The organism is uncultured Streptococcus sp., assembly GCF_901875575.1.
In the GTDB taxonomy this organism is placed as follows: Bacteria; Bacillota; Bacilli; order Lactobacillales; family Streptococcaceae; genus Streptococcus.
Genome location: NZ_CABFMF010000079.1, coordinates 38508 through 61493, shown reverse-complemented (window position 1 = coordinate 61493; position 22986 = coordinate 38508). Strand labels below are relative to the sequence as shown.

Annotated in this window: 21 protein-coding genes and 1 pseudogene; 17 read left to right on the top strand and 5 right to left on the bottom strand. The window is 38.3% G+C overall.

The window, feature by feature from the left end:
• The 5 genes from QZ114_RS09515 (at position 1) to QZ114_RS09495 (ending at position 5657) form a co-directional block, all read left to right on the top strand.
• Positions 1 to 459: a CtsR family transcriptional regulator gene (locus tag QZ114_RS09515; protein ID WP_295502621.1), complete on the top strand. Its 459-nt coding sequence runs from the start codon at positions 1 to 3 to the stop codon at positions 457 to 459.
• Between the two features lies 1 nt (position 460).
• On the top strand, positions 461 to 2893 hold the full coding sequence (locus QZ114_RS09510) for an ATP-dependent Clp protease ATP-binding subunit (protein ID WP_295502619.1): 2433 nt from the start codon (positions 461 to 463) through the stop codon (positions 2891 to 2893).
• Between the two features lie 141 nt (positions 2894 to 3034).
• Entirely contained in the window at positions 3035 to 4093 is a 1059-nt protein-coding gene (locus QZ114_RS09505) for an AAA family ATPase (RefSeq protein WP_295502617.1), read from the top strand.
• 9 nt (positions 4094 to 4102) lie between these two features.
• Entirely contained in the window at positions 4103 to 4882 is a 780-nt protein-coding gene (gene pnuC, locus QZ114_RS09500; protein WP_295502615.1) for a nicotinamide riboside transporter PnuC, read from the top strand.
• A 1-nt stretch (position 4883) separates the two neighbouring features.
• The gene (locus tag QZ114_RS09495) at positions 4884 to 5657 is read left to right on the top strand and encodes an NUDIX hydrolase (RefSeq protein WP_295502613.1); all 774 of its coding nucleotides are present in this window, start codon (positions 4884 to 4886) and stop codon (positions 5655 to 5657) included.
• Positions 5658 to 5729: 72 nt separating this feature from the next.
• Here the strand turns inward: QZ114_RS09495 and QZ114_RS09490 are convergent, their stop codons facing one another.
• Complete coding sequence (locus QZ114_RS09490; RefSeq protein WP_295502611.1) at positions 5730 to 5960, bottom strand: hypothetical protein; 231 nt, start codon at positions 5958 to 5960, stop codon at positions 5730 to 5732.
• Positions 5961 to 6210: 250 nt separating this feature from the next.
• Between QZ114_RS09490 and QZ114_RS09485 the strand changes: the two genes are divergently transcribed.
• A complete protein-coding gene (locus QZ114_RS09485; RefSeq protein WP_295502609.1) occupies positions 6211 to 6894 on the top strand; it encodes a hypothetical protein in 684 nt (227 codons plus the stop codon).
• A 71-nt stretch (positions 6895 to 6965) separates the two neighbouring features.
• Here QZ114_RS09485 and QZ114_RS09480 read toward each other — a convergent pair.
• Positions 6966 to 7241: pseudogene (locus QZ114_RS09480) on the bottom strand (tRNA-dihydrouridine synthase); the annotation flags it as partial.
• A gap of 132 nt (positions 7242 to 7373) precedes the next feature.
• Between QZ114_RS09480 and QZ114_RS09475 the strand changes: the two are divergent.
• The 7 genes from QZ114_RS09475 (at position 7374) to QZ114_RS09450 (ending at position 14540) form a co-directional block, all read left to right on the top strand.
• Complete coding sequence (locus QZ114_RS09475; protein ID WP_295502607.1) at positions 7374 to 9134, top strand: sensor histidine kinase; 1761 nt, start codon at positions 7374 to 7376, stop codon at positions 9132 to 9134.
• Positions 9112 to 9717, top strand: a complete 606-nt coding sequence (locus QZ114_RS09470) for a response regulator transcription factor (RefSeq protein ID WP_295502605.1) — start codon at positions 9112 to 9114, stop codon at positions 9715 to 9717. The genes QZ114_RS09475 and QZ114_RS09470 overlap by 23 nt, the downstream gene beginning before the upstream one ends.
• Before the next feature lie 97 nt (positions 9718 to 9814).
• A complete protein-coding gene (locus tag QZ114_RS09885; protein ID WP_135783544.1) occupies positions 9815 to 9967 on the top strand; it encodes an AvrD family protein in 153 nt (50 codons plus the stop codon).
• Positions 9897 to 10814, top strand: a complete 918-nt coding sequence (locus QZ114_RS09465) for an AvrD family protein (RefSeq protein ID WP_366926351.1) — start codon at positions 9897 to 9899, stop codon at positions 10812 to 10814. Before QZ114_RS09885 ends, QZ114_RS09465 begins: the two co-directional genes overlap by 71 nt.
• Complete coding sequence (locus tag QZ114_RS09460; RefSeq protein ID WP_042901842.1) at positions 10814 to 11590, top strand: AAA family ATPase; 777 nt, start codon at positions 10814 to 10816, stop codon at positions 11588 to 11590. Before QZ114_RS09465 ends, QZ114_RS09460 begins: the two co-directional genes overlap by 1 nt.
• Before the next feature lie 8 nt (positions 11591 to 11598).
• Positions 11599 to 12276, top strand: a complete 678-nt coding sequence (locus tag QZ114_RS09455; RefSeq protein WP_295502600.1) for an ABC transporter ATP-binding protein — start codon at positions 11599 to 11601, stop codon at positions 12274 to 12276.
• The gene (locus QZ114_RS09450) at positions 12273 to 14540 is read left to right on the top strand and encodes an ABC transporter permease (RefSeq protein ID WP_295502598.1); all 2268 of its coding nucleotides are present in this window, start codon (positions 12273 to 12275) and stop codon (positions 14538 to 14540) included. Before QZ114_RS09455 ends, QZ114_RS09450 begins: the two co-directional genes overlap by 4 nt.
• 106 nt (positions 14541 to 14646) lie before the next feature.
• Here QZ114_RS09450 and QZ114_RS09445 read toward each other — a convergent pair whose 3' ends face one another.
• The 3 genes from QZ114_RS09445 to hslO are packed head-to-tail and all read right to left on the bottom strand — an operon-like array spanning position 14647 to position 17039.
• Positions 14647 to 15198, bottom strand: a complete 552-nt coding sequence (locus QZ114_RS09445; protein WP_295502596.1) for a cysteine hydrolase family protein — start codon at positions 15196 to 15198, stop codon at positions 14647 to 14649.
• A gap of 1 nt (position 15199) precedes the next feature.
• Positions 15200 to 16180 carry a tRNA dihydrouridine synthase DusB gene (gene dusB, locus QZ114_RS09440; protein WP_295502594.1) on the bottom strand — a complete coding sequence of 327 codons (981 nt, stop codon included), beginning with the start codon at positions 16178 to 16180 and terminating at the stop codon, positions 15200 to 15202.
• A complete protein-coding gene (gene hslO, locus QZ114_RS09435; protein WP_295502592.1) occupies positions 16167 to 17039 on the bottom strand; it encodes an Hsp33 family molecular chaperone HslO in 873 nt (290 codons plus the stop codon). Before hslO ends, dusB begins: the two co-directional genes overlap by 14 nt.
• Positions 17040 to 17203: 164 nt before the next feature.
• On the opposite strand from hslO, the gene QZ114_RS09430 reads away from it, so the two are divergent.
• The 4 genes from QZ114_RS09430 to QZ114_RS09415 all read left to right on the top strand — a co-directional run bounded on the left by QZ114_RS09430 (position 17204) and on the right by QZ114_RS09415 (position 22952).
• Positions 17204 to 18631, top strand: a complete 1428-nt coding sequence (locus QZ114_RS09430; RefSeq protein WP_295502590.1) for a helix-turn-helix domain-containing protein — start codon at positions 17204 to 17206, stop codon at positions 18629 to 18631.
• 160 nt (positions 18632 to 18791) lie between these two features.
• Positions 18792 to 20297 carry a glycerol kinase GlpK gene (gene glpK / locus QZ114_RS09425; protein ID WP_033684525.1) on the top strand — a complete coding sequence of 502 codons (1506 nt, stop codon included), beginning with the start codon at positions 18792 to 18794 and terminating at the stop codon, positions 20295 to 20297.
• A 53-nt stretch (positions 20298 to 20350) separates the two neighbouring features.
• Complete coding sequence (gene glpO, locus QZ114_RS09420) at positions 20351 to 22177, top strand: type 1 glycerol-3-phosphate oxidase (protein ID WP_295502588.1); 1827 nt, start codon at positions 20351 to 20353, stop codon at positions 22175 to 22177.
• A 70-nt stretch (positions 22178 to 22247) separates the two neighbouring features.
• Complete coding sequence (locus tag QZ114_RS09415; RefSeq protein WP_295502586.1) at positions 22248 to 22952, top strand: MIP/aquaporin family protein; 705 nt, start codon at positions 22248 to 22250, stop codon at positions 22950 to 22952.
• Positions 22953 to 22986 lie beyond the last annotated feature (34 nt).

Below are 22986 nucleotides of genomic sequence, written 5' to 3'. Positions count from 1 at the left end.
ATGAGATTTAAAAATACATCCGATCATATTGAGGCCTATATCAAGGCCATTTTAGATCAATCTGGTATCGTGGAATTGCAGCGAAGCCAGTTGGCGGATACTTTTCAAGTTGTTCCAAGCCAAATTAACTATGTTATCAAGACACGTTTTACAGAAAGTAGAGGTTATCTAGTTGAGAGTAAGCGTGGTGGAGGTGGCTATATTCGCATTGGGCGGATTGAGTTTTCGAGTCACCATGAAATGCTTCGGGAGTTGCTTTACTCGATTGGAGAGCAGATTAGTCAAGAAATTTATGAAGATATTCTACAACTTTTGTTTGAACAGGATTTGTTGACTAAGCAGGAGATGAATTTGCTGCTATCAGTAGCTTTGGATCGCGTTTTAGGAGAAGAAGCTCCAGTCCTTCGAGCTAATATGCTCCGACAGCTTTTACAAGAGGTAGATAGAAAAGGGAAGTAAGATGAACTATTCAAAAGCATTGAATGAATGTATCGAAAGTGCCTACATGGTTGCTAGTCACTTTGGAGCTGATTATCTGGAGTCATGGCATTTGTTGATTGCCATGGCAAATCATGGCTATAGTGTGGCAGGTGCAACATTAAATGATTATCCCTATGAGATTGATCGTTTGGAAGAGGTTGCTTCAGAGCTAACAGAAACTGTTTATAATCCAGTTGAACGATATAAGGAATTGCCTTTTTCTCATCGTTTAGAAGTCTTATTTGCAGAAGCTGAATATGTAGCCTCAGTGGTACATGCAAAGATTTTGGGGACAGAGCATGTTCTTTATGCGATTTTGCATGATGGCAATGCCTTAGCAACTCGTATCTTGGAGAGAGTGGGCTTTTCTTATGAAGACAAGAAAGATCAGGTCAAGATTGCTGCCCTTCGTCGTAATCTAGAGGATCGTGCAGGCTGGACAAGAGAGGATCTAAAGGCACTTCGCCAGCGCCATCGTACTGTGGTTGATAAACAAAATTCTATGGCTAATATGATGGGTATGCCACAGACTCCAAGCGGAGGTCTTGAGGATTATACTCATGATTTAACAGATCAGGCTCGTTCTGGCAGGTTAGAGCCAGTCATCGGCCGTGACAAGGAAATCTCACGTATGATTCAGATTTTAAGCCGTAAGACCAAGAATAATCCTGTCTTGGTTGGAGATGCTGGTGTCGGAAAAACAGCCTTGGCACTTGGTTTGGCCCAGCGTATTGCTAGTGGTGATGTACCGGCAGAAATGGCTAAGATGCGCGTGTTAGAGCTTGATTTGATGAATGTCGTTGCGGGGACACGTTTCCGTGGAGATTTTGAAGAGCGCATGAACAATATCATCAAGGATATTGAAGAAGATGGCCAAGTCATCCTCTTTATAGATGAACTCCACACCATTATGGGTTCTGGTAGTGGGATTGATTCTACATTGGATGCGGCTAATATCTTGAAGCCAGCCTTGGCTCGTGGGACTTTGCGAACAGTTGGTGCAACTACTCAGGAAGAATACCAAAAACATATCGAAAAAGATGCCGCCCTTTCTCGTCGATTTGCTAAGGTGACGATTGAAGAACCAAGTGTGGCAGACAGCATGACCATTTTGCAAGGTTTGAAAGCGACCTATGAGAAACATCACCGTGTGCAAATAACAGATGATGCTGTTGAAACAGCTGTGAAGATGGCTCACCGTTATCTAACTAGTCGCCATTTACCTGACTCTGCTATTGACCTTTTAGACGAAGCAGCTGCGACAGTGCAAAATAAGGCAAAGCATGTAAAAGCAGACGATTCAGGTTTGAGTCCAGCTGACAAGGCCTTGATGGATGGCAAGTGGAAACAAGCTGCTCAACTAATTGCAAAAGAAGAGGAAGTGCCAGTTTATAAAGATTTGGTAACAGAGTCTGATATTTTGACTACCTTAAGTCGTTTGTCAGGCATTCCAGTCCAAAAACTGACTCAAACGGATGCTAAGAAGTATCTAAATCTTGAAGCAGAACTCCATAAACGGGTCATTGGTCAAGATCAGGCTGTGTCTAGTATCAGTCGAGCTATTCGTCGCAATCAGTCAGGAATTCGCAGTCACAAGCGTCCAATTGGTTCCTTTATGTTCCTAGGGCCTACGGGTGTCGGTAAGACCGAATTAGCCAAGGCTTTGGCAGAAGTTCTTTTTGATGACGAATCAGCCCTTATCCGCTTTGATATGAGTGAATATATGGAGAAATTTGCAGCCAGCCGTCTCAATGGAGCGCCTCCTGGTTATGTGGGTTATGAAGAAGGTGGGGAATTGACGGAGAAGGTCCGTAACAAACCTTATTCTGTTTTGCTCTTTGATGAGGTCGAGAAGGCTCATCCGGACATTTTTAATGTTCTCTTGCAAGTGCTAGATGATGGTGTCTTGACAGATAGTAAGGGTCGTAAGGTTGATTTTTCAAATACCATTATCATCATGACTTCAAACCTTGGTGCAACAGCCCTTCGTGATGATAAGACCGTTGGATTCGGAGCTAAGGATATCCGTTTTGACCAGGAAAATATGGAAAAACGAATGTTCGAAGAGTTGAAAAAGGCTTATCGACCAGAGTTTATCAACCGTATTGATGAAAAGGTTGTCTTCCATAGCCTATCGAACGATCATATGCAAGAAGTGGTGAAAATTATGGTCAAACCTTTGGTAGCAAGTTTGGCAGAAAAAGGTATTGATTTGAAATTACAGTCTTCTGCTCTTAAATTACTAGCCAACCAAGGCTACAATCCTGAAATGGGAGCACGTCCACTCCGTAGAACTCTACAAACAGAAGTGGAGGACAAGCTAGCAGAACTCCTTCTCAAGGGGGAACTGGTGGCTGGTAAGACCCTCAAGATCGGCGTTAAAGCTGGTCAGTTAAAATTTGATATTGCTTAAAAAATGAGAATTAGGGGATTCCCTGATTCTTTTTTGAACCCTTTTTATAAAAAATGATAAAAAACCATTGACCAAATAAAAATATAGTATATAATAAAAAGGTAGAAGATAAAAATATTAAAAACTATAAAAAGGAACGGTATGAAAAGGAAAATTGGTGTGGTTTTTGGGGCCTTTGCTCCTCTCCATCGGGGACATATTGATCTGATTCAGAGAGCTAAACGTCAGTGTGATCAAGTTTGGGTAGTGGTTTCAGGATATGAGGGGGATCGTGGTGAGCAGGTAGGCTTAACTCTTCAAAAGAGATTTCGCTATATCCGAGAGGCTTTTCGAGATGATGAATTGACCTCGGTTTGTAAGTTGGATGAGACAAATATTCCTCGTTACCCAATGGGCTGGGATCAGTGGTTAGGGAAAATATTAGAAGAAATTTCTTATGATAAAAATCAGCAAGAGTTGACCTTCTTTGTAGGAGAGGAGGAATATCAAGAAGAGCTGAAACAGCGTGGTTTTAAGACGGTCTTACAAGAAAGAAGATTTGGAATTTCAGCAAGTATGATTCGAGAAAATCCAAGCAAGTATTGGAAATACATCGCTCAGCCCTTCCGTCGTCAATTTACAAAAAAAGTGTTAATCATGGGAAGTGCCAGCAATGGGAAAACGACTCTTGCAAAGGATTTGGGCAGATATTATGATGCTCCAGTTAGTTTGGAATATGCGCGTGAGTATCAGATTAAAAATAATGTTCGAGATGATGAGTTGACTCCGAAGGATTACTATTATCTCCTCTTGGGGCAGTACGATCAGACATCAAAGTTGATCGATAGCAGTGTCAATAGGGGCTTGGTCATCGCTGATACCAATTCCTTGGTGACCAAGGGTTACTATGATTATTACATGGAGACAGAGGATCAAGGGGACTTATCAGGAGAGACTTTTGACAATCTTTTTGCCTCGATTTTATCCAAGGAAAAATGGGACTTGATTCTCTTTGTACAACCTGTAGGCTCCTATGTCAATGACGGTTTTAGAGATATGACCATGGCAGAAGATCACATTCGTCACAGTTTCTCACAACATTTGGATCAGATGAGGGAGCGCTACTTGCCAACCATTCCACTAGTTTATCTATCTAGTGATTATCTTGGAAATTACGAAACTGCAAAAGAGGCTATTGATGCCATTTACCAAGCAGATTAGGAGAAAAATATGAAAAAATTAACTGAAAAAATCACACAATTTATCGAAAACTTTAAAAATGTCCATGCAGAAGCTTGTAAGATCGGTTTTGCAGGAATCATGAACCTGCTCTGGAAAGATCTCTTTATGGGACGTAGTCTCTTCCAGTGGTTGTATTTAATTGCCTTGTCGAGTGTTCCTTTAATCTTGGAATTCACTCAAAATACGGATAGTCACGATTGGTTAAGCTTGTTTGCCTCTTGGACGGGGATTGTCTGTGTTATCTTAGTTGCAGAAGGACGGGCTAGCAACTATCTCTTTGGTGCTATTAATTCGGCTATCTATCTGATTTTGGCTATGAATGCGACCTTCTATGGAGAAGTCTTGACAACTGTTTATTTCTTTGTCATGCAACCAATCGGTCTTTATGCTTGGTTATCCAATCGTATCAATGAACAAGAAAAAGCAGCAGAATCCCACTTTGAAGCCAAGAAATTATCCTTGGTGGATTGGCTCAAGTACTTGGTCTTGACTGCTATCATTTGGATTGGTATGGGCTTAGCTTACCAAAGTATCCATAGTGCTCGCCCTTTCCGTGATAGTATTACTGATGCCACCAATGGTGTTGGCCAGCTCTTGATGACTCGTCTCTACCGTGAGCAATGGATTTTCTGGATTGCAACCAACCTCTTTAGTATCTACCTTTGGTGGGGTGAAAATATCCATATTCAAGGGATGTACTGGGTCTACACACTCAACAGTCTAGTGGGTTGGTACCAATGGACTAAGGCAGTTCGTAAGGAGGCCTAACATGGCAGACACGATGATTCCAGCTGGGATGACAGAAAAAGAATATTTTGAAATTCATGCAAGTCAGGAAGAATTTTTAGACTGGTACTACAAGCAAGAACTTCCTCAATATGAAAAGCCTAGTGTGACAGTAGATATGGTGGCATATTGCTTTCTCGAAGGAAAGATCAAGCTTTTACTAATTCGTCGCAAGGCTCACCCTTATCAGAACTGTTTGGCCTTAGTTGGAGGCTTTATGGACAAGGGAGAAGATGCTGCACATGCTTGTCAGCGCGAGGTGAAAGAAGAGGTCAATCTCGATCTTCCTTTAGAAAAAATCGAGCAATTGATGACCGTATCGACCCCCGGCCGTGATCCACGTGGCTGGACAGTGACCATTGCTCACTTGATTTATTTGCCCAGTCAAGCACTTGATTTGGCGCAAGCAGGGGATGATGCTAAGGATGTGGTCTTTGTAGATATGGATTTTCAGACAGGAAAATGCTACTTGGACGGATTAGAGTTGGAAGAGAAGGATTTTGCCTTTGATCATTATGCGATTATCCAAGAGTCTATCAGACGAATCCAAGGGCGTCTCGACTGGAATCCGACCTTTCTCTATCTGTTAGAGGAGGAGTTTACTGTCTATGAAGGGACAGAATTAGTCAATCTTATCAATCCAGGTCGACCAATCGTCAGCAATAATTTTCTTGTAAAATATGGAGATTTTGTAGAAGAGGTCGGACTTAAACGAGTTCCTAAAAAGAAACCAAGAAAAACCTATCGATTGAAATAAAAACAAGGTCGGGAAAAAGTTCCCGGCCTCTTTATTTACCGTCATGAGATGAAATTTCTCTTGCGACTATTTTTATGGGTGGCTATCTTTCTTAGAATTGCTCATGATGCGAATGAATAAATCTTTGTATTTATATTTTAAATAGGTTTCGTGCAAGTACAATAAAGCTATATCTACAATCATAAAAATGGTTATTAAGTAAAATAAATCAAATGTAGTCTGAGCGTAGCGAATTGCAGACTGATAAGACCAGAAAGCTCCCAAAATCAACCAAGGAAGATACTTGTAATATTTGCTTAACATAAGCCTACACCTCCTATATTCTATTTCAATGTCATTATATTCCTTTGCATTTAAAGATGCAAGCGATTACACAAGAGCGATTTAAAAAATTTTAAACAAAATAGGAAACTTTTTCTGTTTTTTCTATTAGATTACGAATAGAATAGTAGGAGCAAGTTTAGTTAAGTTGTCTAAGTTTTTTGTTAGTGTATCTAGCTTGTATAAAGATGCTAAGCTAAATGAGTCAAAAATAGTAACAAGGAGTAGAAAAATGAAAAAGAAAACCTCTATCAAATTAATGGCAGCTACAGTATTAGCATCAACTATACTATTAGGAGCTTGTGGCAACAAAAAAGAAACGACTCCAGCAAACAGTTCCGCAAAAACCAGTCAATTATCAAGATCTGAAACAGTATCTTCTAAAAAAGAAAATGAGACTCAGAAATCTTCAGGTGCAACTGTCGTAGAAAAATCTAAAGTATCTCCTAATCAGTCCTCAACCGCTGAAATCAGATCTCAAGTAAAACTAGTTTCTGAACCAAAGAAAGTACAAGAAGTATCTAATCAAAAAGTCTCTGTTCAAACTTCTGAGAATCAACAAGCTATTCAATCACAAGCTAACCAGAAAGCTTACAATCCAGCAACTGACCGCAAACTTCAAGATAAGCAGGCAGAAAGTAACAAACGTTACAAGGGTGTCTTAACTATGGTTGATGGTGATTTCTCATCTGCAGCAGGTAACTGGAAGGGAGCTAATGGTGAAACGATTACTGTATTATCAGGGGGTAAATTTACAGTAGAAACTGCTGATGGCAAGAAGGAAAATTACTCTATCAAAGGCTATTCATATACCCTTGACGATGGTAAGTATAATGCCAAAATCGGTGGAGGAAAAATCATCCAAATTACAACAGGAGCAGATGGTAAGGTTTCCAGTGTTGCTTTGAGTCAATAATAACCCTTAGTATTTGAATTTTTTACAGTCAAAAACCCGTAAACTTTAAGATAGTTACGGGTTTTAAACTATTAAACATTCTCCAATTGCAAGAGGGCTTCAATCTCTGCTAGGGTGCTAGCTTGGGAAATGGCTTCACGGAGTTTGGCAGCGCCAGATGTTCCATGGAGGTAGTGAGGAGCGAGGCCACGGAATTCACGAACTACTACGTTTTCTCCTTTGAGGTTAATCAAGCGTTTCAAATGTTCGTAGGCGATTTTCATCTTGTCTTCAAAAGTCAAATCAGGTAGGATTTCTCCTGTTTCAAAGTAATGGTTGATTTGGTTGAAGAGGTAGGGATTTCCCATGAACGAAGATTATATCAGTTATATCTCGAAAGAAGAAGGGGTAAATTTAACTATAAAACTTGTCTTATTAAATAAAAAAATGGTAGAATAAACATCAATATAAATAAAGTGAAATATGGAGTGTTACAAACAATGAAGTCAAAAATGTTTCGATTTTCTTTAGTTTTGTTATTTATTTTCTTTCTTTATTTTTTATTTATAACATGTAACCGAACGTATAGTGGAATTACTGCAGATAAACATGATAATGAGTGGATAGTTAGACAAGTCCATAATCTGGGAAGCTTTGCGAATCATCAAGAGATAATAGGATCATCTATTATACAAATAGATGGGCATAATCCAGATAGTGATTTTTTGTTATCTCGATTTTTAATTGTTGAGCCACTTCATTCTGTGACAGTGTTAAATCGAGGAATCTCAAAGATTTTAATAGTAGAATCTGAAAGAACAAGCCAAATTATCTTTCTTGTTTTATCAATCATTGCTTTTCTGATTCTACTGTTATTTCGCTCATACACAAAAGGCAGAAGTAGAGGAAAAACTGGGAAACGATATTTTTATTTTATTATTTATACTAGTCTGATGTTATTATCTATTATTCCATCAAGTATAGGAGATGTATTTGGTCGTAGTCTATTAATTTCATACTTGACTTTATTTCCATTATTCATGGATATCTTCATTAGAGTGTTAGTCCTAAAGATAAAAGGTTCAACCATTTCTAACTTTTCTCGTATTATACTGGGCTATTCACTCATAACTCAACTTTTGTATGTTTATAATCTTATACAGCCCATTGATTTTTTAACCATCTTTTTTTCTAGGGGAGTATTTTATTTAGTATTTTTCTTTTTAGTTATCCTACTGTTAAAGATACTTATAAATTACTATCAGAGAAGAGAAATGTTGCCAATTCATACTTTATTTTTAGCAGTTCTTGCCTTATTTCCTTTATTTTTTGGATATATTTTTCCGATTGGTAAGGAAGTTTCGTTTATTTATAGTATTCCTCTATTGTTGCTTATTTTGTTCTCTATTGTGAATAACTTGATATTAGAACGAATGATATATGTTGCTTGGAAGTGGAATCCATTCATATATAACTTGATATTTGCCGTTTTTTTTACTAGTCTAATTATTCTTTTTAGTCTGTTGTTAAGAGAATTTTCTCCAATTTTTTTCGTTCTTTACACTTTTCTTTTTTCGCTAGCTTTGTTACCTGAAATAAGGAAAATGATGTTGATTAGCCATAAGATGGAGGGAATCTTTAGTAGTTTTCATACTTTTGTAGCTACTGAATTGGAGAGGGAAGAAATTGCAACGTTTATACATGATACTACAATTCAGAAGGTTATTTATTATAAAAAGCAGTTAGAAATTAGTGAACAAATTAATAGGGGAGCTTTATTAGAGATGTTGGATGATATTGTCTTTGAATTAAGAGATTTATGTTCCAATATCTATCCTTTAATGGTGCATGAATTAGGGTTGAAAGAATCTATTACTAGCATATTAAATCAATTCATGAAGATGGAAACTGTTTCGATTATGACAACTTTTTCAATAGATGAAGAAAAAGTTAATGATAAAGTGGGCACGTTTGTATTAAGAACAGTTAAAGAACTAGTAAATAATAGTATTCTTCATGGGAATGCTAGAGAAATTACTGTAGATTTATCTACAAAAGAAAAGATTTTATCAATTGAAGTTATAGATGATGGTATTTTTAAGGGAAACTATCAGTCTAATGAACATCATTTTGGTTTAAATAGAATTGTAGAGAAGGTTCATTTACTGGGGGGAACTGTTCAGATAAATATAGAACCTACAAGTGTGAAGATACGGATACCTATAGAAGGGAAGAAAAATGATTCGTTTGGTTTTGATTGATGATCACAGTTTAGTATTACAAGGATTGGAGAACTATTTTTTAAAGGAAGATGATTTTGAAATTGTTGGGTCCTATACAGAAGTAGCAGATTTACTTCTCTGTCTTAAGAATGAAAAGGTAGATGTGCTAGTTATGGATTTTATGTTGAAAGGAGTAACGGCATTTGATGTTATTAGTCAGATAAATAGATTTCTGAATACAGTTCCCAAGATAGTTCTTTTATCAGGATTTTATGACACTTTGTTACATAAGAGAGCGATGGATTTTGGGATTCAAGCTTTTTTACCCAAAGAAAGTTCTTATTTGGATGTTAAAAGTGCAATTTATGCTGTTTATAAGGGAAATCACGTTATCCCAGATGGTTTGTTAGAAAAGCAAGAAAATAATCTATTGACAGATACGGAGTTAAGTGTATTGGAACTTATTGTAAAAGAATATTCTAATGAAAAGATAGCAAATAGTTTATTTGTTAGCAGGAGAACAGTGGATACCCATGTTTCAAATATTTGTTCAAAGTTGGGAGTGACGAGTAGAGTTGGAGCTGTACGTGAGGCTATTCGATTAAATCTCGTATCTTTATAATTTATCCTAAAAAGGCAAGAAGGTTTTCGTAAATTACGGATTCTTTCTTGTCTTTTTTTGTTTAAGATAGAGTCAGTTTAAAAGATTGGAGAAGTATATGCTGACAGTAGATTATTTACTTGGAGACAATAAAAATCGTTATTTTGGCAGAGGGTATAAGAGGACGACTTATGAAGTTAATACTCTTCGAAAATCAAATTCAAACTACGTCAGCGTCGCCTTGCCGTACTCAAGTACAGCCTGCGGCTAGCTTCCTAGTTTGCTCTTTGATTTTCATTGAGTATAAGTTGAAAAATATTTTAGAAGGGGTTGGGTCTCTTCATCAAGAAGGTTTGTGGTCTAGTAAACAATCTGAAATCATACAGCAGCACCTGAGTACATTAGATGGAATAGTATTAGCTCATTTATTTGGAAGTGAAATACTGAAAAGAATAGGAGTGAGCTTAAATCAGTATAGGTTAAGCCATTTTGAGATAAAGTCAGGGATAAAAGCTATAGAAGAATTAGTAAATTTAAAATTAGAATTACAAAATTTCAAAATGACGAACCAAGTAATTGAATTTGATTGCTTGGTAATGGATATGAAAGTTTGTTTAGGATATCAATTATTAGAATGTATGGAAAATGTAGCTGCTATAGGAGAACAAGGTAGAGATTTTTTATCAACTCATTTGAGAGATAGACAACATGATATATACGATGTTGAGTTTTCAGATAGTAGTATATCTTGTAAAGCAGAGCAAGTACTGATCAAAGATATTGAATATAGTGGTGTAGGTAGTCTAGAACAGAATTATTATAGTTTGTTAGAGCTTCTGATTATTTTTTCTCAAATGGCAGAGATGTTAGCCTACCATATTGAAGAGATATCTCGAGAGGAGAGCAATACCATGTGGATGAAGCAAGTAAGTGCAGACTTGGATTCACCAATTTTAAACGGAGTAGTGGAGCTTAGTGGTAGTGTTTCAAAAAATAGATTGTTAAAAATTAGAGAAGAACATTGGAAAGTCTACGAAATGTCCGGATATGATATAGATCATAAGGTAGTCTTTAAAAGTAAAATAGCTCAAAAATTACCTGATGGAGGGGGACAGTGATGGGAAATAGAGAATTAAGGTTAGTCATATCAGGCACTTATTCTACAGGTAAGACAACAACTGCTACAGCTCTTTCGATTGCAACGGGACTTCCCTTAATCGACGCTTTGTCTGCGAGGGAAATTTTGACAGATTTATATCCTGGCAGAAGATTTCAGGATATGTCATCAACTGAATTGATGGCACTAGGACTAAAGCGTTTTGAGGAGAGAATTCGTACAGAAGGAATTTTATACAAGGAACATGGAAGTTTTCTATCAGATGGTTCAGTATTGAATGAATGGATTTACGGGACTGTTCGAATGAGGGTAGGAATTAATCCAGGCTCAGCATTCATTCATCGACTGATGAAATCTATTTTAGGTATTCCTGGTCGAACATTTTTCAAAAAATATTTGACTGCTTATGGAGTTGTCTCTAAGAATCATGCGAAATTGTGGTATACAGATGTTGTCCATCTACCAGTAGAGTTTGCAATGGATCCAGATGGGCATAGACCAGTATCTGAAGAGTATCGGAATTTATCAGATGAGGAATTATATGAAGCTTATAGGAATTTGGGTCTGACACCTTATTGCGTCAAAGGTAGTCAGGAAGAACGGTTAAATCAAATCATTCAACATTATGAGTTGCCAATAGTTGTTCCAGTAGATGAGGCTATTTCCTTAGCTGAAAAGGTTATACGAGAAAACAGGGAAGCAGTATCTAAACGTATCATAGAACAGTATGAAGAGCCTACATTAAAGGAAAAAATAAAATTTATGACAAGATATTAGGAGTATGTATGATTCAGTTTCAAAATATTAGTAAGATTTATAAGGTAGGAGATCAAGAAGTTCGTGCTTTGGATCAAGTTAGTTTTTCTATTGAGAAAGGGAAATTTACAGTTATTTTAGGTCCATCAGGTTCAGGGAAAAGTACGTTACTAAATTTACTTGGTGGGATGGATCGTGCGACATCGGGAACCTTTATATTTGATGAGGAACTAGTAACAAAATTTACAGACAAGGAATTATCTGCTTATCGAAAAGATAAAATTGGTTTTGTTTTTCAATTTTATAATTTAGTTCCAAGTTTAACAGCCAAGGAGAATATAGGTATTGCAGCCAATTTAGTGAAAAACAATAAAGAAATCGATATGTATTTAGATCAAGTTGGTTTACTCCATAGAAAAAATAATTTTCCTAATCAACTTTCTGGAGGTGAAATGCAACGTGTATCAATTGCAAGGGCATTGGCTAAAGAGCCTAGTCTATTATTGTGTGATGAACCTACAGGAGCGTTAGATTCAAAGACAGGTGATAGTATTTTAACTTTATTGAAGGAAGTTTCTAGAAATGGGAATGCTGCAGTTGTAATGGTTACACATAATAGAGAGTTTGCTAAATTTGCAGATCGAGTGATATATTTGAAAGATGGAAGTATTGAAAAAATAGAGAATAATGAGGAGGTGCTGGAATGAGGTATCTTCATATAAAATTATTAAGAGATCTTCGGCAAAACTGGCAACAATTTTTCTCTGTTTTTCTGATGTCTCTATTAAGTGTATTAATCTTTGTAGGGCTACAAGGAGCTTGGCATGGACTTGAAAAGAGTCTAGAGAGTTATTTGAAACAATCTGAACTTCCTGTTGTTTGGGTTCAAGCGAGACAAATTGATGAATCAAAAATTAAGCAGGTTGAACTATTATCTTCTGTTGAAAAAGTTATCAGTAAAAAGAAAGGCTTTGCTAATATTGTCCGTTTAGACAAGACTGACGGACGAATCAATCTTGAAACGATTACAGATAATCAACTGGTTACAGTAACAGAAGGAAGTCCTTTTTCTGAAGGAAAACAAGATTCGATTTGGATTGATGGGAATTATGCTAAGAAGAATCAATTACAGATTGGAGATCTAATTTCTATTTCATCAAGAGGGAAACAGACAGATTTAGAAATTGTAGGATTTGTTCAGGCGACAGATAAGATTTATTTTACAGGTAGTATGGAATATATCGCTCCAAATCCTGATAATGATGCCTACGGTTATATTGCAGATAATGAAATTGCAAAAGGAATTCTGGGTTTATCGTCAGATAATGCCTTAGAAATTTATGGCTCTAAGATAGATTTGCGAGGAGATTTAGAGTCTATTTTTGGGGGCGATTTAGTTTCTTATCAAGATCAAAAAAGTTTAACTGAAATATCAGAAGCTACCGATCGAGTTGGGCAAATTAGAAATTTATCTTACTTATTTTCTTTTATCTTTATTTTGTTAGCTATTTTAGCTATGTTTACAACCATTCAGCGTTTGATTGATGGCCAAACAAAAGAGATTGCTGTATTAAAGGCTTTAGGTTTTTCAAATCAGGCTATCAGTTTACATTATATTTTATTTGGCTTAGTAGTCAGTTTATTAGGAAGTTTCACAGGATTTGCTATATCTCCCTTGATGTCATGGTTTGTACTAGAAACTCAAAAGTCAATGTTTACACTTCCAAAATGGCAAATCTCTTATTCATCTTCATCAATAGTTGTTGGTATTGTAGTCATTATTATTTGTATTTTAGCTGCCTATTTAGCTTCTAGAGAGTCAGCTAGAGGCTTACCAGCAATATTTTTAAGAGGTAAAGAAAAACTTGCTAAACCTGTCTTTGTGGAAAGATTTTCCTCTATCTGGCAACGGATTTCTTATCCTTCAAGATGGGCAATTCGGGATGCCTCGTTTAATCGTATTCGAGTTTTGATGGGAATCGTGGGAGTTGCAGGAAGTATGATGTTACTGATTGCTGGAATTGGTATGCCTGTATCTATGAATCATCTTGTTGATAAGGCATATAATGAAGATTTTTCTTACTCAAAACGACTGACTGTGGCGGATTATCCTACTTCTAAGTCTAAATATGGTGGGCAAGGTGTACAAATTTCACAAGCACATTTTAGTCCAGATGATGGATACAACCGTTTATTGATTATATTTGATGATGGAGATATGATACAAGCAAAAACAGAGAGTGCTGAATCTTTGAAAGATGATGGTTTGTATGTAACTAGATCATTTGCCCGTTTGGCAGGTATTAAAGTCGGAGATTTTTTAACTGTAACTCCTTATCAAGATGGTCATACTTACAAGTTTGAAGTAAAAGGGATTGTCACAAGTGAAACCAATCAAGGGGCTTATCTTCATGCTAGAGTCTTTGAAAAAGCAGGGGGAGATTTTACTCCCCGTACTTTATTAGTTGGGTCAGAGGTGGACCAAGATACTATTAAGCAAGACAAAGGTGTTCTATCTGTCATTGAAAAAGGGAGCCAAGAAAAAAATGCCTATGATTTTGTAGCTAGTTTAATGAGTGTATTTCTAATGATTATTGGCTTTGCTTTATTACTTGTTATTATTGTTCTCTATAATCTAGGTTCTTTAAACTTTGTAGAGAGAATGAGAGACTATGCTACACTGCAAGTATTAGGATTTTCTAATCAATATCTACAGATGGTAACTCTTTTTGAGACTATACTAACTACCTTTATTGGGTGGCTAGTAGGAATTCCTTTAGGCATATGGTTTTTGAAAGAATATGTAGCAACATTTTCGACGATTCGAATTGAGTATACCGCTCATGTCAGTATGTATGTCCTTGCTTCTGCTACGTTATTGGTCTGGTTTACATCTTTAGGGACTGCTTATTTTATTAGTCTTCGTATGAGAAAGATTGACATGATTAGCGCTCTAAAGGGGGTAGACTAGTATGGTCAGTTCTGACTGAATCTATAGACCTTTATGAATAATTGTTAATCATCAGTTCTAATACTCAAAGAAAATCCGTCAGCTCAATAAGAGTTGACGGATTATTTTATACTTGTACTTGGGTTAAAAATTCTTCTGTAGTAAGAATTCGAGCAAACTCATCTTGTAGAGAGAGGAGATTAATCTCGTGGATAGTTTCAGGAGGGATGGTCTGACCGTTTTTGTTAGATAGGGTAAAACTGGCAGTAGCATCTGCTAGTAGAGTGACTTCAAAACCAAGATTTGCTGCCATTCGTGTCGTAGTAGATACACAATGAGGCAGAGTCAAGCCAACAATGACTAAATGACAAATCTGATTTTTTCGTAAATATGTTTCAAGATTTGTTCCAATAAAGGCGCTATTAACCGTTTTTTGAAAGACAGGTTCTGAGGCAACTGGTTCAAATCCACTTTTAAACTCCTGATTTTGTTTGTTATGAAATTGCGACTGGGGATTGTCAGATATGTGTTGAACATGTAAGACTGGAAGAGCATGTTTACGAAAATATGCAAGTACTCTCAATGCTTGATGTTCAGCTTGAGGGTTATTGCGTTCTCCCCAGATAGGTCTATCAAATGCTTTTTGCATATCGATAACCAGTAGAGCAGTATGAACCATTTTAAGCTTTTTCCAATTGCAAGAGGGCTTCAATTTCTGCCAAAGTGCTGGCTTGTGAAATAGCCCCACGGAGTTTGGCAGCGCCAGATGTTCCACGGAGATAGTGAGGTGCTAGTCCACGGAATTCACGGACTGCAACATTTTCTCCTTTGAGATTAATCAAGCGTGTTAGATGCTCATAGGCGATTTTCATCTTGTCTTCAAAGGTCAAATCAGGTAGAATTTCCCCTGTTTCAAAGTAATGGTTGATTTGGTTGAAGAGGTAAGGATTGCCCATAGCAGCTCGTCCAATCATGACAGCGTCAGCACCTACTTCTTCGATACGTTGTTTAGCTTCTTGAACAGTGCGGATATCACCATTAGCGATGAATGGAATCTTGGTCAGAGCTTGAGCGACCTTGTGAAGGGTTTCAAGGTCTGCGTGACCTGTATACATTTGCTCACGGGTACGGCCATGCATGGCAAGGGCGGAGACACCTGCTGCCTCAGCAGCAAGAGCATTCTCTACTGCTAGAGAAGGATCAGCCCAGCCGGTACGCATTTTAACTGTGAGGGGAATATCAAGAACAGATTGGACCTTGTTGATGATAGAGTAGATTTTGTCTGGATCCTTGAGCCACATAGCTCCCGCTTCGTTTTTCACAATTTTGTTTACAGGGCATCCCATATTGATATCGACGATATCGGTTTTGGTATTTTCCTGAATGAATTCTGCTGCGCGCGCGAGACTATCTTCATCGCTACCAAAAAGTTGAATAGAAACTGGGTTTTCTCCCTCATCAATGTGGAGCATGTGAAGAGTTTTTTCATTGTTGTATTGAATTCCTTTGTCAGACACCATTTCCATGACAACGAGTCCAGCTCCAAGCTCTTTTGCAATGGTACGAAAGGCTGAGTTGGTCACGCCAGCCATGGGTGCTAAAACAGTACGATTGGGAATCTCAACATTGCCAATCATAAAAGGTGTATTAAGATTTTTCACGAATGAGTTCCTCCAAGTCATTATCGTCAAAGTTGTAGGTTGTTTGGCAGAATTGACAAGTGATTTCTGCACCGTGGTCTTCCTCTTTCATTTCTTGAAGATCTGAACTTGGAAGGCTAGCAAGGGCATTCATAAAGCGGTCGTGACTGCAGTCGCACTCAAAACGGATGTCTTCTTCAGATAAACGTTTATAGGGTTCGTCCCCATAGATAGCTTTTAGAAGCGCTTCAATATGATCTTCACTTTCAAGAAGTGTTGAGATAGCAGGCATTTCTTGGATGCGTTTTTCAAAGCGGGCAATCTCTTTTTCTTTGGCACCTGGTAACACTTGGACTAGGAAACCACCTGCAACCTTGACCTTGTCATCCTTGTCCAAGAGGACATTGAGTCCAACTGCTGAAGGGGTTTGTTGGCTTTCTGTTAGGTAGAAAGCAAGGTCTTCCCCAATCTCTCCAGAGATGAGTGGGGTCAAGGAAGTATAAGGATTCCCAATGCCGTAGTCTGTGATAACGAGGAATTGGCCATTGCCGACAAAAGGACCTACGAGTACTTCGCCAGTTGCTGTTTTTTTGATGTCCACTCCAGGATTTTGAACGTAGCCTTTTACGTTCCCCTTGGTATCTGCAACAGTGATGATGGCACCAAGTGAGCTAGATCCTAGTACTTTAACAGTTAGTTTTGTATTTCCTTTCTCATTTGCTGCGAGAATCTGGCTAGCGATAAGTGTGCGACCAAGTGCTACAGTTGAGCTGGCCTGCGTTTGATGTTTTTCTTGAGCTTCACGGACGGTCTCAGTGCTATCGAGCACAAAGGCACGAAAAGTCCCACTTGCTGATATTGTTTTAATAATTTTATCCATAGCTACTATTTTAGCATAAAAAGGACTAAAGAGGGTGCCATGTGTTTATTGTTTCTAGCTATATTCTAGTTTTGAGTAGGGATTTAAAGAAAAAAATGAACAGATTATTTCATGATTTTTAAGATTTGTGTTATGCTAAAGGGAGAAAATGAAAGGGGTAACAAATGTATTTAGGCGACTTGATGGAAAAAGCAGAATCTGGTCAATTTTTAGTACTTTCCTTTTTATTACAAGAATCCCAGACGACTGTCAAGCAAGCAATGGAAGAAACTGGATTTTCAAAAGCAACCTTGACCAAGTATGTCGTCTTGTTCAACGACAAGGCTCAGGAAAAAGGCTTGGATCTGAAAATTCGCTTGGCTGATGAAATTTTGAGTTTATCAATTGGTCCTGCAGTCAAAGGGCGAGAAATTCGGAGCTTATTCTTGGAAAATGCCATAAAATACCAAATTTTAGTTTATCTCCTCTATCATCAGCAGTTTTTAGCCCATCAATTATCTCAAGAATTGATGATTAGTGAGGCAACGCTTGGTCGCCATTTATCAAGTTTAAATCATATTTTATCAGAATTTGACTTGTCTATTCAAAACGGTCGTTTGCGAGGCCCAGAACATCAGATTCGTTACTTTTATTTCTGTCTTTTCCGCAAGATTTGGTCTGGCAAGGAGTGGGAAATGCATATGCAAAAGCCTGCGAGAAAGCAGGAGATTGCTATACTAGAAGAAATCTGTGGTGCTAGCTTATCTTCAGGTCAGAAATTGGACTTGGTTTTGTGGAATCACATTAGTCAACAGCGTCTTCGAGTGAACGCCTGCCAGTTTCAAGTTATAGAAGAAAAAATGCGTGGGTATTTTGATAATATTTTTTACATTCGGTTACTGAGAAAAGCTACTTCCTTTTTTGCTGGACAACATCTTCCTTTGGGATCTGAAGATGGTGAGATGATGATTTTCTTCTCTTTTCTTCTCTCTCATCGTATTTTACCCCTTCATAGTATGGAGTATATCCTTGGTTTTGGTGGTCAGCTTGCAGATCTTTTGACGCAGATGATACAAGAAATGAAGAAAAAGGACTTACTTGGAGAATATACAGAAGATTACATCACTTATGAACTTAGTCAACTTTGTGGTCAAGTTTACCTATATAAGGGGTATATCTTGCAGGATAAATACAAGTATCAGCTAGACAATCGTCATCCTTATTTGCTGATGGAGCATGATTTTAGAAATACAGCAGAGGATATTTTTAATGCTTTGCCTGCTTTTCATAAGGGAACAGACCTGGATAAAAAGATTATCTGGGAATGGCTCCAGTTGATGGAATATATGGCTGAAAATGGTGGCCAACATATGAAGATTGGCCTAGATTTAACCTCTGGTTTTCTTGTCTTTTCGAGAATGTCAGCTATTTTGAAACGTTATTTAGAATACAATCGTTTTATTACAATAGAAGTCTATAATCCTACTCGCCATTACGATATACTGGTTACAAATAACCCGGTTCATAAGAAAGAACAGACTCCGATTTATTATTTAAAAAACGACTTGGATTTGGAAGATTTGGCAGCTATTCGTCAGTTACTCTTTAGCTAAAAGGCTTAGTGAAACTAGGTCTTTTTTTGTGAAATTTACACAATCTCCTCACATTTTTTTAAAAATTAAAAAAAGTTGATAAACAGGAAAACGCTTTATTTTGTATACTAGTTAGTGTAAAGAGGAGACATCCTCAAGATCTTTATGAGGAGGACATCACATGTCACAAGAAAAATACATTATGGCCATTGACCAGGGGACTACAAGTTCTCGTGCCATTATCTTTAACAAAAAAGGTGAAAAAGTTAGCTCTAGTCAAAAAGAGTTCACTCAAATTTTCCCTCACGCAGGTTGGGTGGAGCACAATGCCAATGAAATTTGGAACTCTGTACAGTCTGTTATTGCTGGTGCTTTTATTGACAGCGGTGTGAAACCAAGTCAAATCGAAGCAATCGGGATCACTAACCAACGTGAAACAACAGTTGTTTGGGATAAGAAAACAGGACTTCCAATCTACAATGCCATCGTTTGGCAATCTCGTCAGACAGCTCCTTTGGCTGAGCAACTAAAAAGCAAAGGCTATGTGGAAAAATTCCATGAAAAGACTGGTTTGATTATCGATGCTTACTTCTCTGCTACTAAAGTTCGTTGGATTTTGGACCATGTAGAGGGAGCGCAAGAGAGAGCTGAAAAGGGTGAATTGCTCTTTGGTACTATTGACACTTGGTTGGTTTGGAAATTGACAGACGGTGCGTCTCATGTAACGGATTATTCAAATGCAGCCCGTACTATGCTCTATAATATCAAGGAACTTAAATGGGATGATGAAATCTTAGAAATCCTCAATATTCCTAAGGCTATGTTGCCAGAAGTTCGTTCTAACTCTGAAATCTACGGCAAGACAGCTCCATTCCACTTCTATGGTGGAGAAGTTCCAATCTCAGGTATGGCAGGGGACCAACAGGCAGCCCTCTTTGGACAGTTAGCCTTTGAACCTGGTATGGTTAAAAATACTTACGGAACAGGTTCGTTCATCATCATGAATACTGGTGAAGAAATGCAGTTGTCTGAAAACAATCTTTTGACAACTATCGGTTACGGTATCAATGGTAAGGTTTACTATGCTTTAGAAGGATCCATCTTCATCGCGGGAAGTGCGATTCAATGGCTTCGTGATGGACTTCGTATGGTAGAGAACTCACCAGAATCTGAAAAATATGCTCGTGATTCACACAATGATGATGAAGTGTATGTAGTTCCAGCCTTTACAGGACTGGGTGCACCATACTGGAATCAAAATGCTCGTGGTTCAGTCTTTGGTTTGACTCGTGGAACAAGCAAGGAAGATTTTATTAAGGCAACTCTTCAATCAATTGCTTATCAAGTGCGTGATATCATTGATACAATGCAGGTAGACTCTCAAACAGCTATTCAAGTATTGAAAGTGGATGGTGGCGCAGCCATGAACAACTTCCTCATGCAGTTCCAAGCTGATATTTTAGGAATTGACATTGCTCGTGCTAAAAACTTGGAAACAACAGCTCTAGGTGCAGCCTTCCTCGCAGGTTTAGCAGTTGGTTACTGGAAAGACTTGGATGAGTTGAAGCTCTTGAATGAAACTGGAGAACTCTTTGAGCCATCTATGAATGAATCTCGTAAGGAACAACTTTACAAGGGTTGGAAGAAAGCTGTGAAAGCAACTCAAGTTTTTGCAGAAGAAGACTAATACTGACGAGATCAGTTCAACAATGACAGGACTTAATTAGAAAGTGTGTAGATATGGAATTTTCAAAGAAAACACGTGAATTATCAATTCAAAAAATGCAGGAACGAACCTTGGATCTCTTGATTATCGGTGGGGGGATTACTGGTGCTGGTGTAGCTTTACAGGCTGCAGCTAGTGGTCTAGATACTGGTTTGATTGAAATGCAAGACTTCGCAGAAGGAACATCTAGCCGTTCAACTAAATTGGTTCATGGAGGGCTGCGTTACCTTAAGCAATTTGACGTAGAAGTTGTATCAGATACGGTTTCAGAACGTGCAGTGGTCCAACAAATTGCGCCTCATATTCCAAAACCAGACCCAATGCTCTTGCCAGTTTACGATGAAGATGGAGCGACCTTTAGCCTCTTCCGTCTGAAAGTAGCTATGGACCTTTACGACCTCTTGGCAGGTGTGAGCAATACGCCTGCTGCAAACAAGGTTTTGAGCAAGGAAGAAGTTTTGGAACGCCAGCCAAACTTGAAGAGAGAAGGCTTGGTAGGAGGCGGAGTTTATCTTGACTTCCGTAACAACGATGCGCGTCTTGTGATTGAAAACATCAAACGTGCTAACCAAGATGGTGCCCTTATTGCCAACCATGTGAAGGCAGAAGGATTTCTCTTTGACGAAAGTGGCAAGATTACAGGTGTGGTAGCTCGTGATCTCTTGACAGACCAAGTCTTTGAAATTAAGGCACGCCTTGTTATTAATACAACAGGTCCTTGGAGTGATAAAGTACGCAATTTGTCTAATAAGGGAACACAATTCTCACAAATGCGCCCAACTAAGGGAGTTCACTTGGTAGTGGATTCAAGTAAGATCAAGGTTTCTCAACCAGTTTACTTTGATACAGGTTTGGGAGATGGTCGTATGGTCTTTGTACTTCCACGTGAAAACAAGACTTACTTCGGTACAACAGACACAGACTACACGGGTGATTTAGAACATCCAAAAGTGACTAAAGAAGATGTAGATTATCTACTTGGTATTGTTAACAACCGCTTCCCAGATGCAAACATTACTGTTGCTGACATTGAAAGTAGCTGGGCTGGTCTTCGTCCATTGATTGCAGGGAACAGTGCCTCTGACTACAATGGTGGAAATAACGGTACCATCAGTGATGAAAGCTTTAACAACTTGATTGCAACTGTTGAGTCTTACCTCTCTAAAGAAAAAACACGTGAAGATGTTGAAGCCGCTGTCAGCAAGCTTGAAAGCAGTACTTCTGAGAAACACTTGGATCCATCAGCAGTTTCTCGTGGTTCTAGTTTGGACCGTGACGACAATGGCCTCTTGACCCTTGCTGGTGGTAAGATTACAGATTACCGTAAGATGGCAGAGGGGGCTATGGAGCGCGTGCTTGAGATCTTGAAAGCAGAATTTGACCGTAGCTTTAAACTCATCAACTCTAAGACATACCCTGTTTCAGGTGGGGAATTGAACCCAGCAAGTGTGGATACAGAAATCGCAGCTTTTGCTGAGCTCGGAGTATCTCGTGGTTTGGATAGCAAGGAAGCTCATTACCTAGCAAATCTCTATGGTTCAAATGTACCTAAGGTCTTTGCTCTTGCTCATAGTTTAGAACAAGCACCAGGACTTAGCTTGGCGGATACCTTGTCTCTTCACTATGCAATGCGAAATGAGTTAACTCTTAGCCCAGTTGACTTCCTTCTTCGTCGTACCAACCATATGCTCTTTATGCGTGACAGCTTGGATAGCATCGTAGAGCCAGTTCTGGATGAAATGGGACGATTCTATGACTGGACAGAAGAAGAAAAAGCAGCTTACCGTGCTGATTTACAAGCAGCCCTCGCTAACAATGATTTAGCAGAATTAAAAAATTAAGGAAAAATAAAAGAGGTAGAGGGCAGGACTCCTAGTCTACCCTCTCCTCCTTTTTAATGGAGACAGAAACATGATGAAAGAATTATTTGGAGAATTCCTAGGGACTTTGATCCTTATTCTTCTAGGGAATGGTGTTGTAGCAGGTGTGGTACTTCCTAAAACCAAGAGCAACAACTCAGGCTGGATTGTCATTGCCATGGGTTGGGGGATTGCAGTTGCGGTTGCAGTCTTTGTATCTGGAAAACTCAGTCCAGCTCATTTAAACCCAGCTGTGACGCTTGGTGTGGCTTTAAAAGGTGGCTTACCTTGGGCTTCAGTATTCCCTTATATCTTAGCTCAGTTTGCAGGAGCTATGGTGGCTCAGATTTTGGTTTGGTTACAATTCAAACCTCACTATCAAGCAGAAGAAAATGCTGGGAATATTTTGGCTACTTTCAGCACAGGACCAGCTATCAAAGACACTGTATCAAACTTGATTAGTGAAATCCTTGGAACCTTTGTTTTGGTGTTGACAATTTTTGCTTTGGGTCTTTACGATTTTCAGGCAGGTATCGGAACCTTTGCAGTGAGTACTTTGATTGTCGGTATCGGTCTATCACTAGGTGGGACAACAGGCTATGCCTTGAACCCAGCTCGTGACCTTGGTCCTCGTATCATGCACAGTATCCTTCCAATTTCAAACAAGGGAGACGGAGACTGGTCTTATGCTTGGATTCCTGTTGTGGGACCTGTTATCGGTGCAGTCTTGGCCGTGCTTGTATTCTCACTTTTCTAATTTAGAAAATGATTATGTTGAAAGAGTTTAAGAT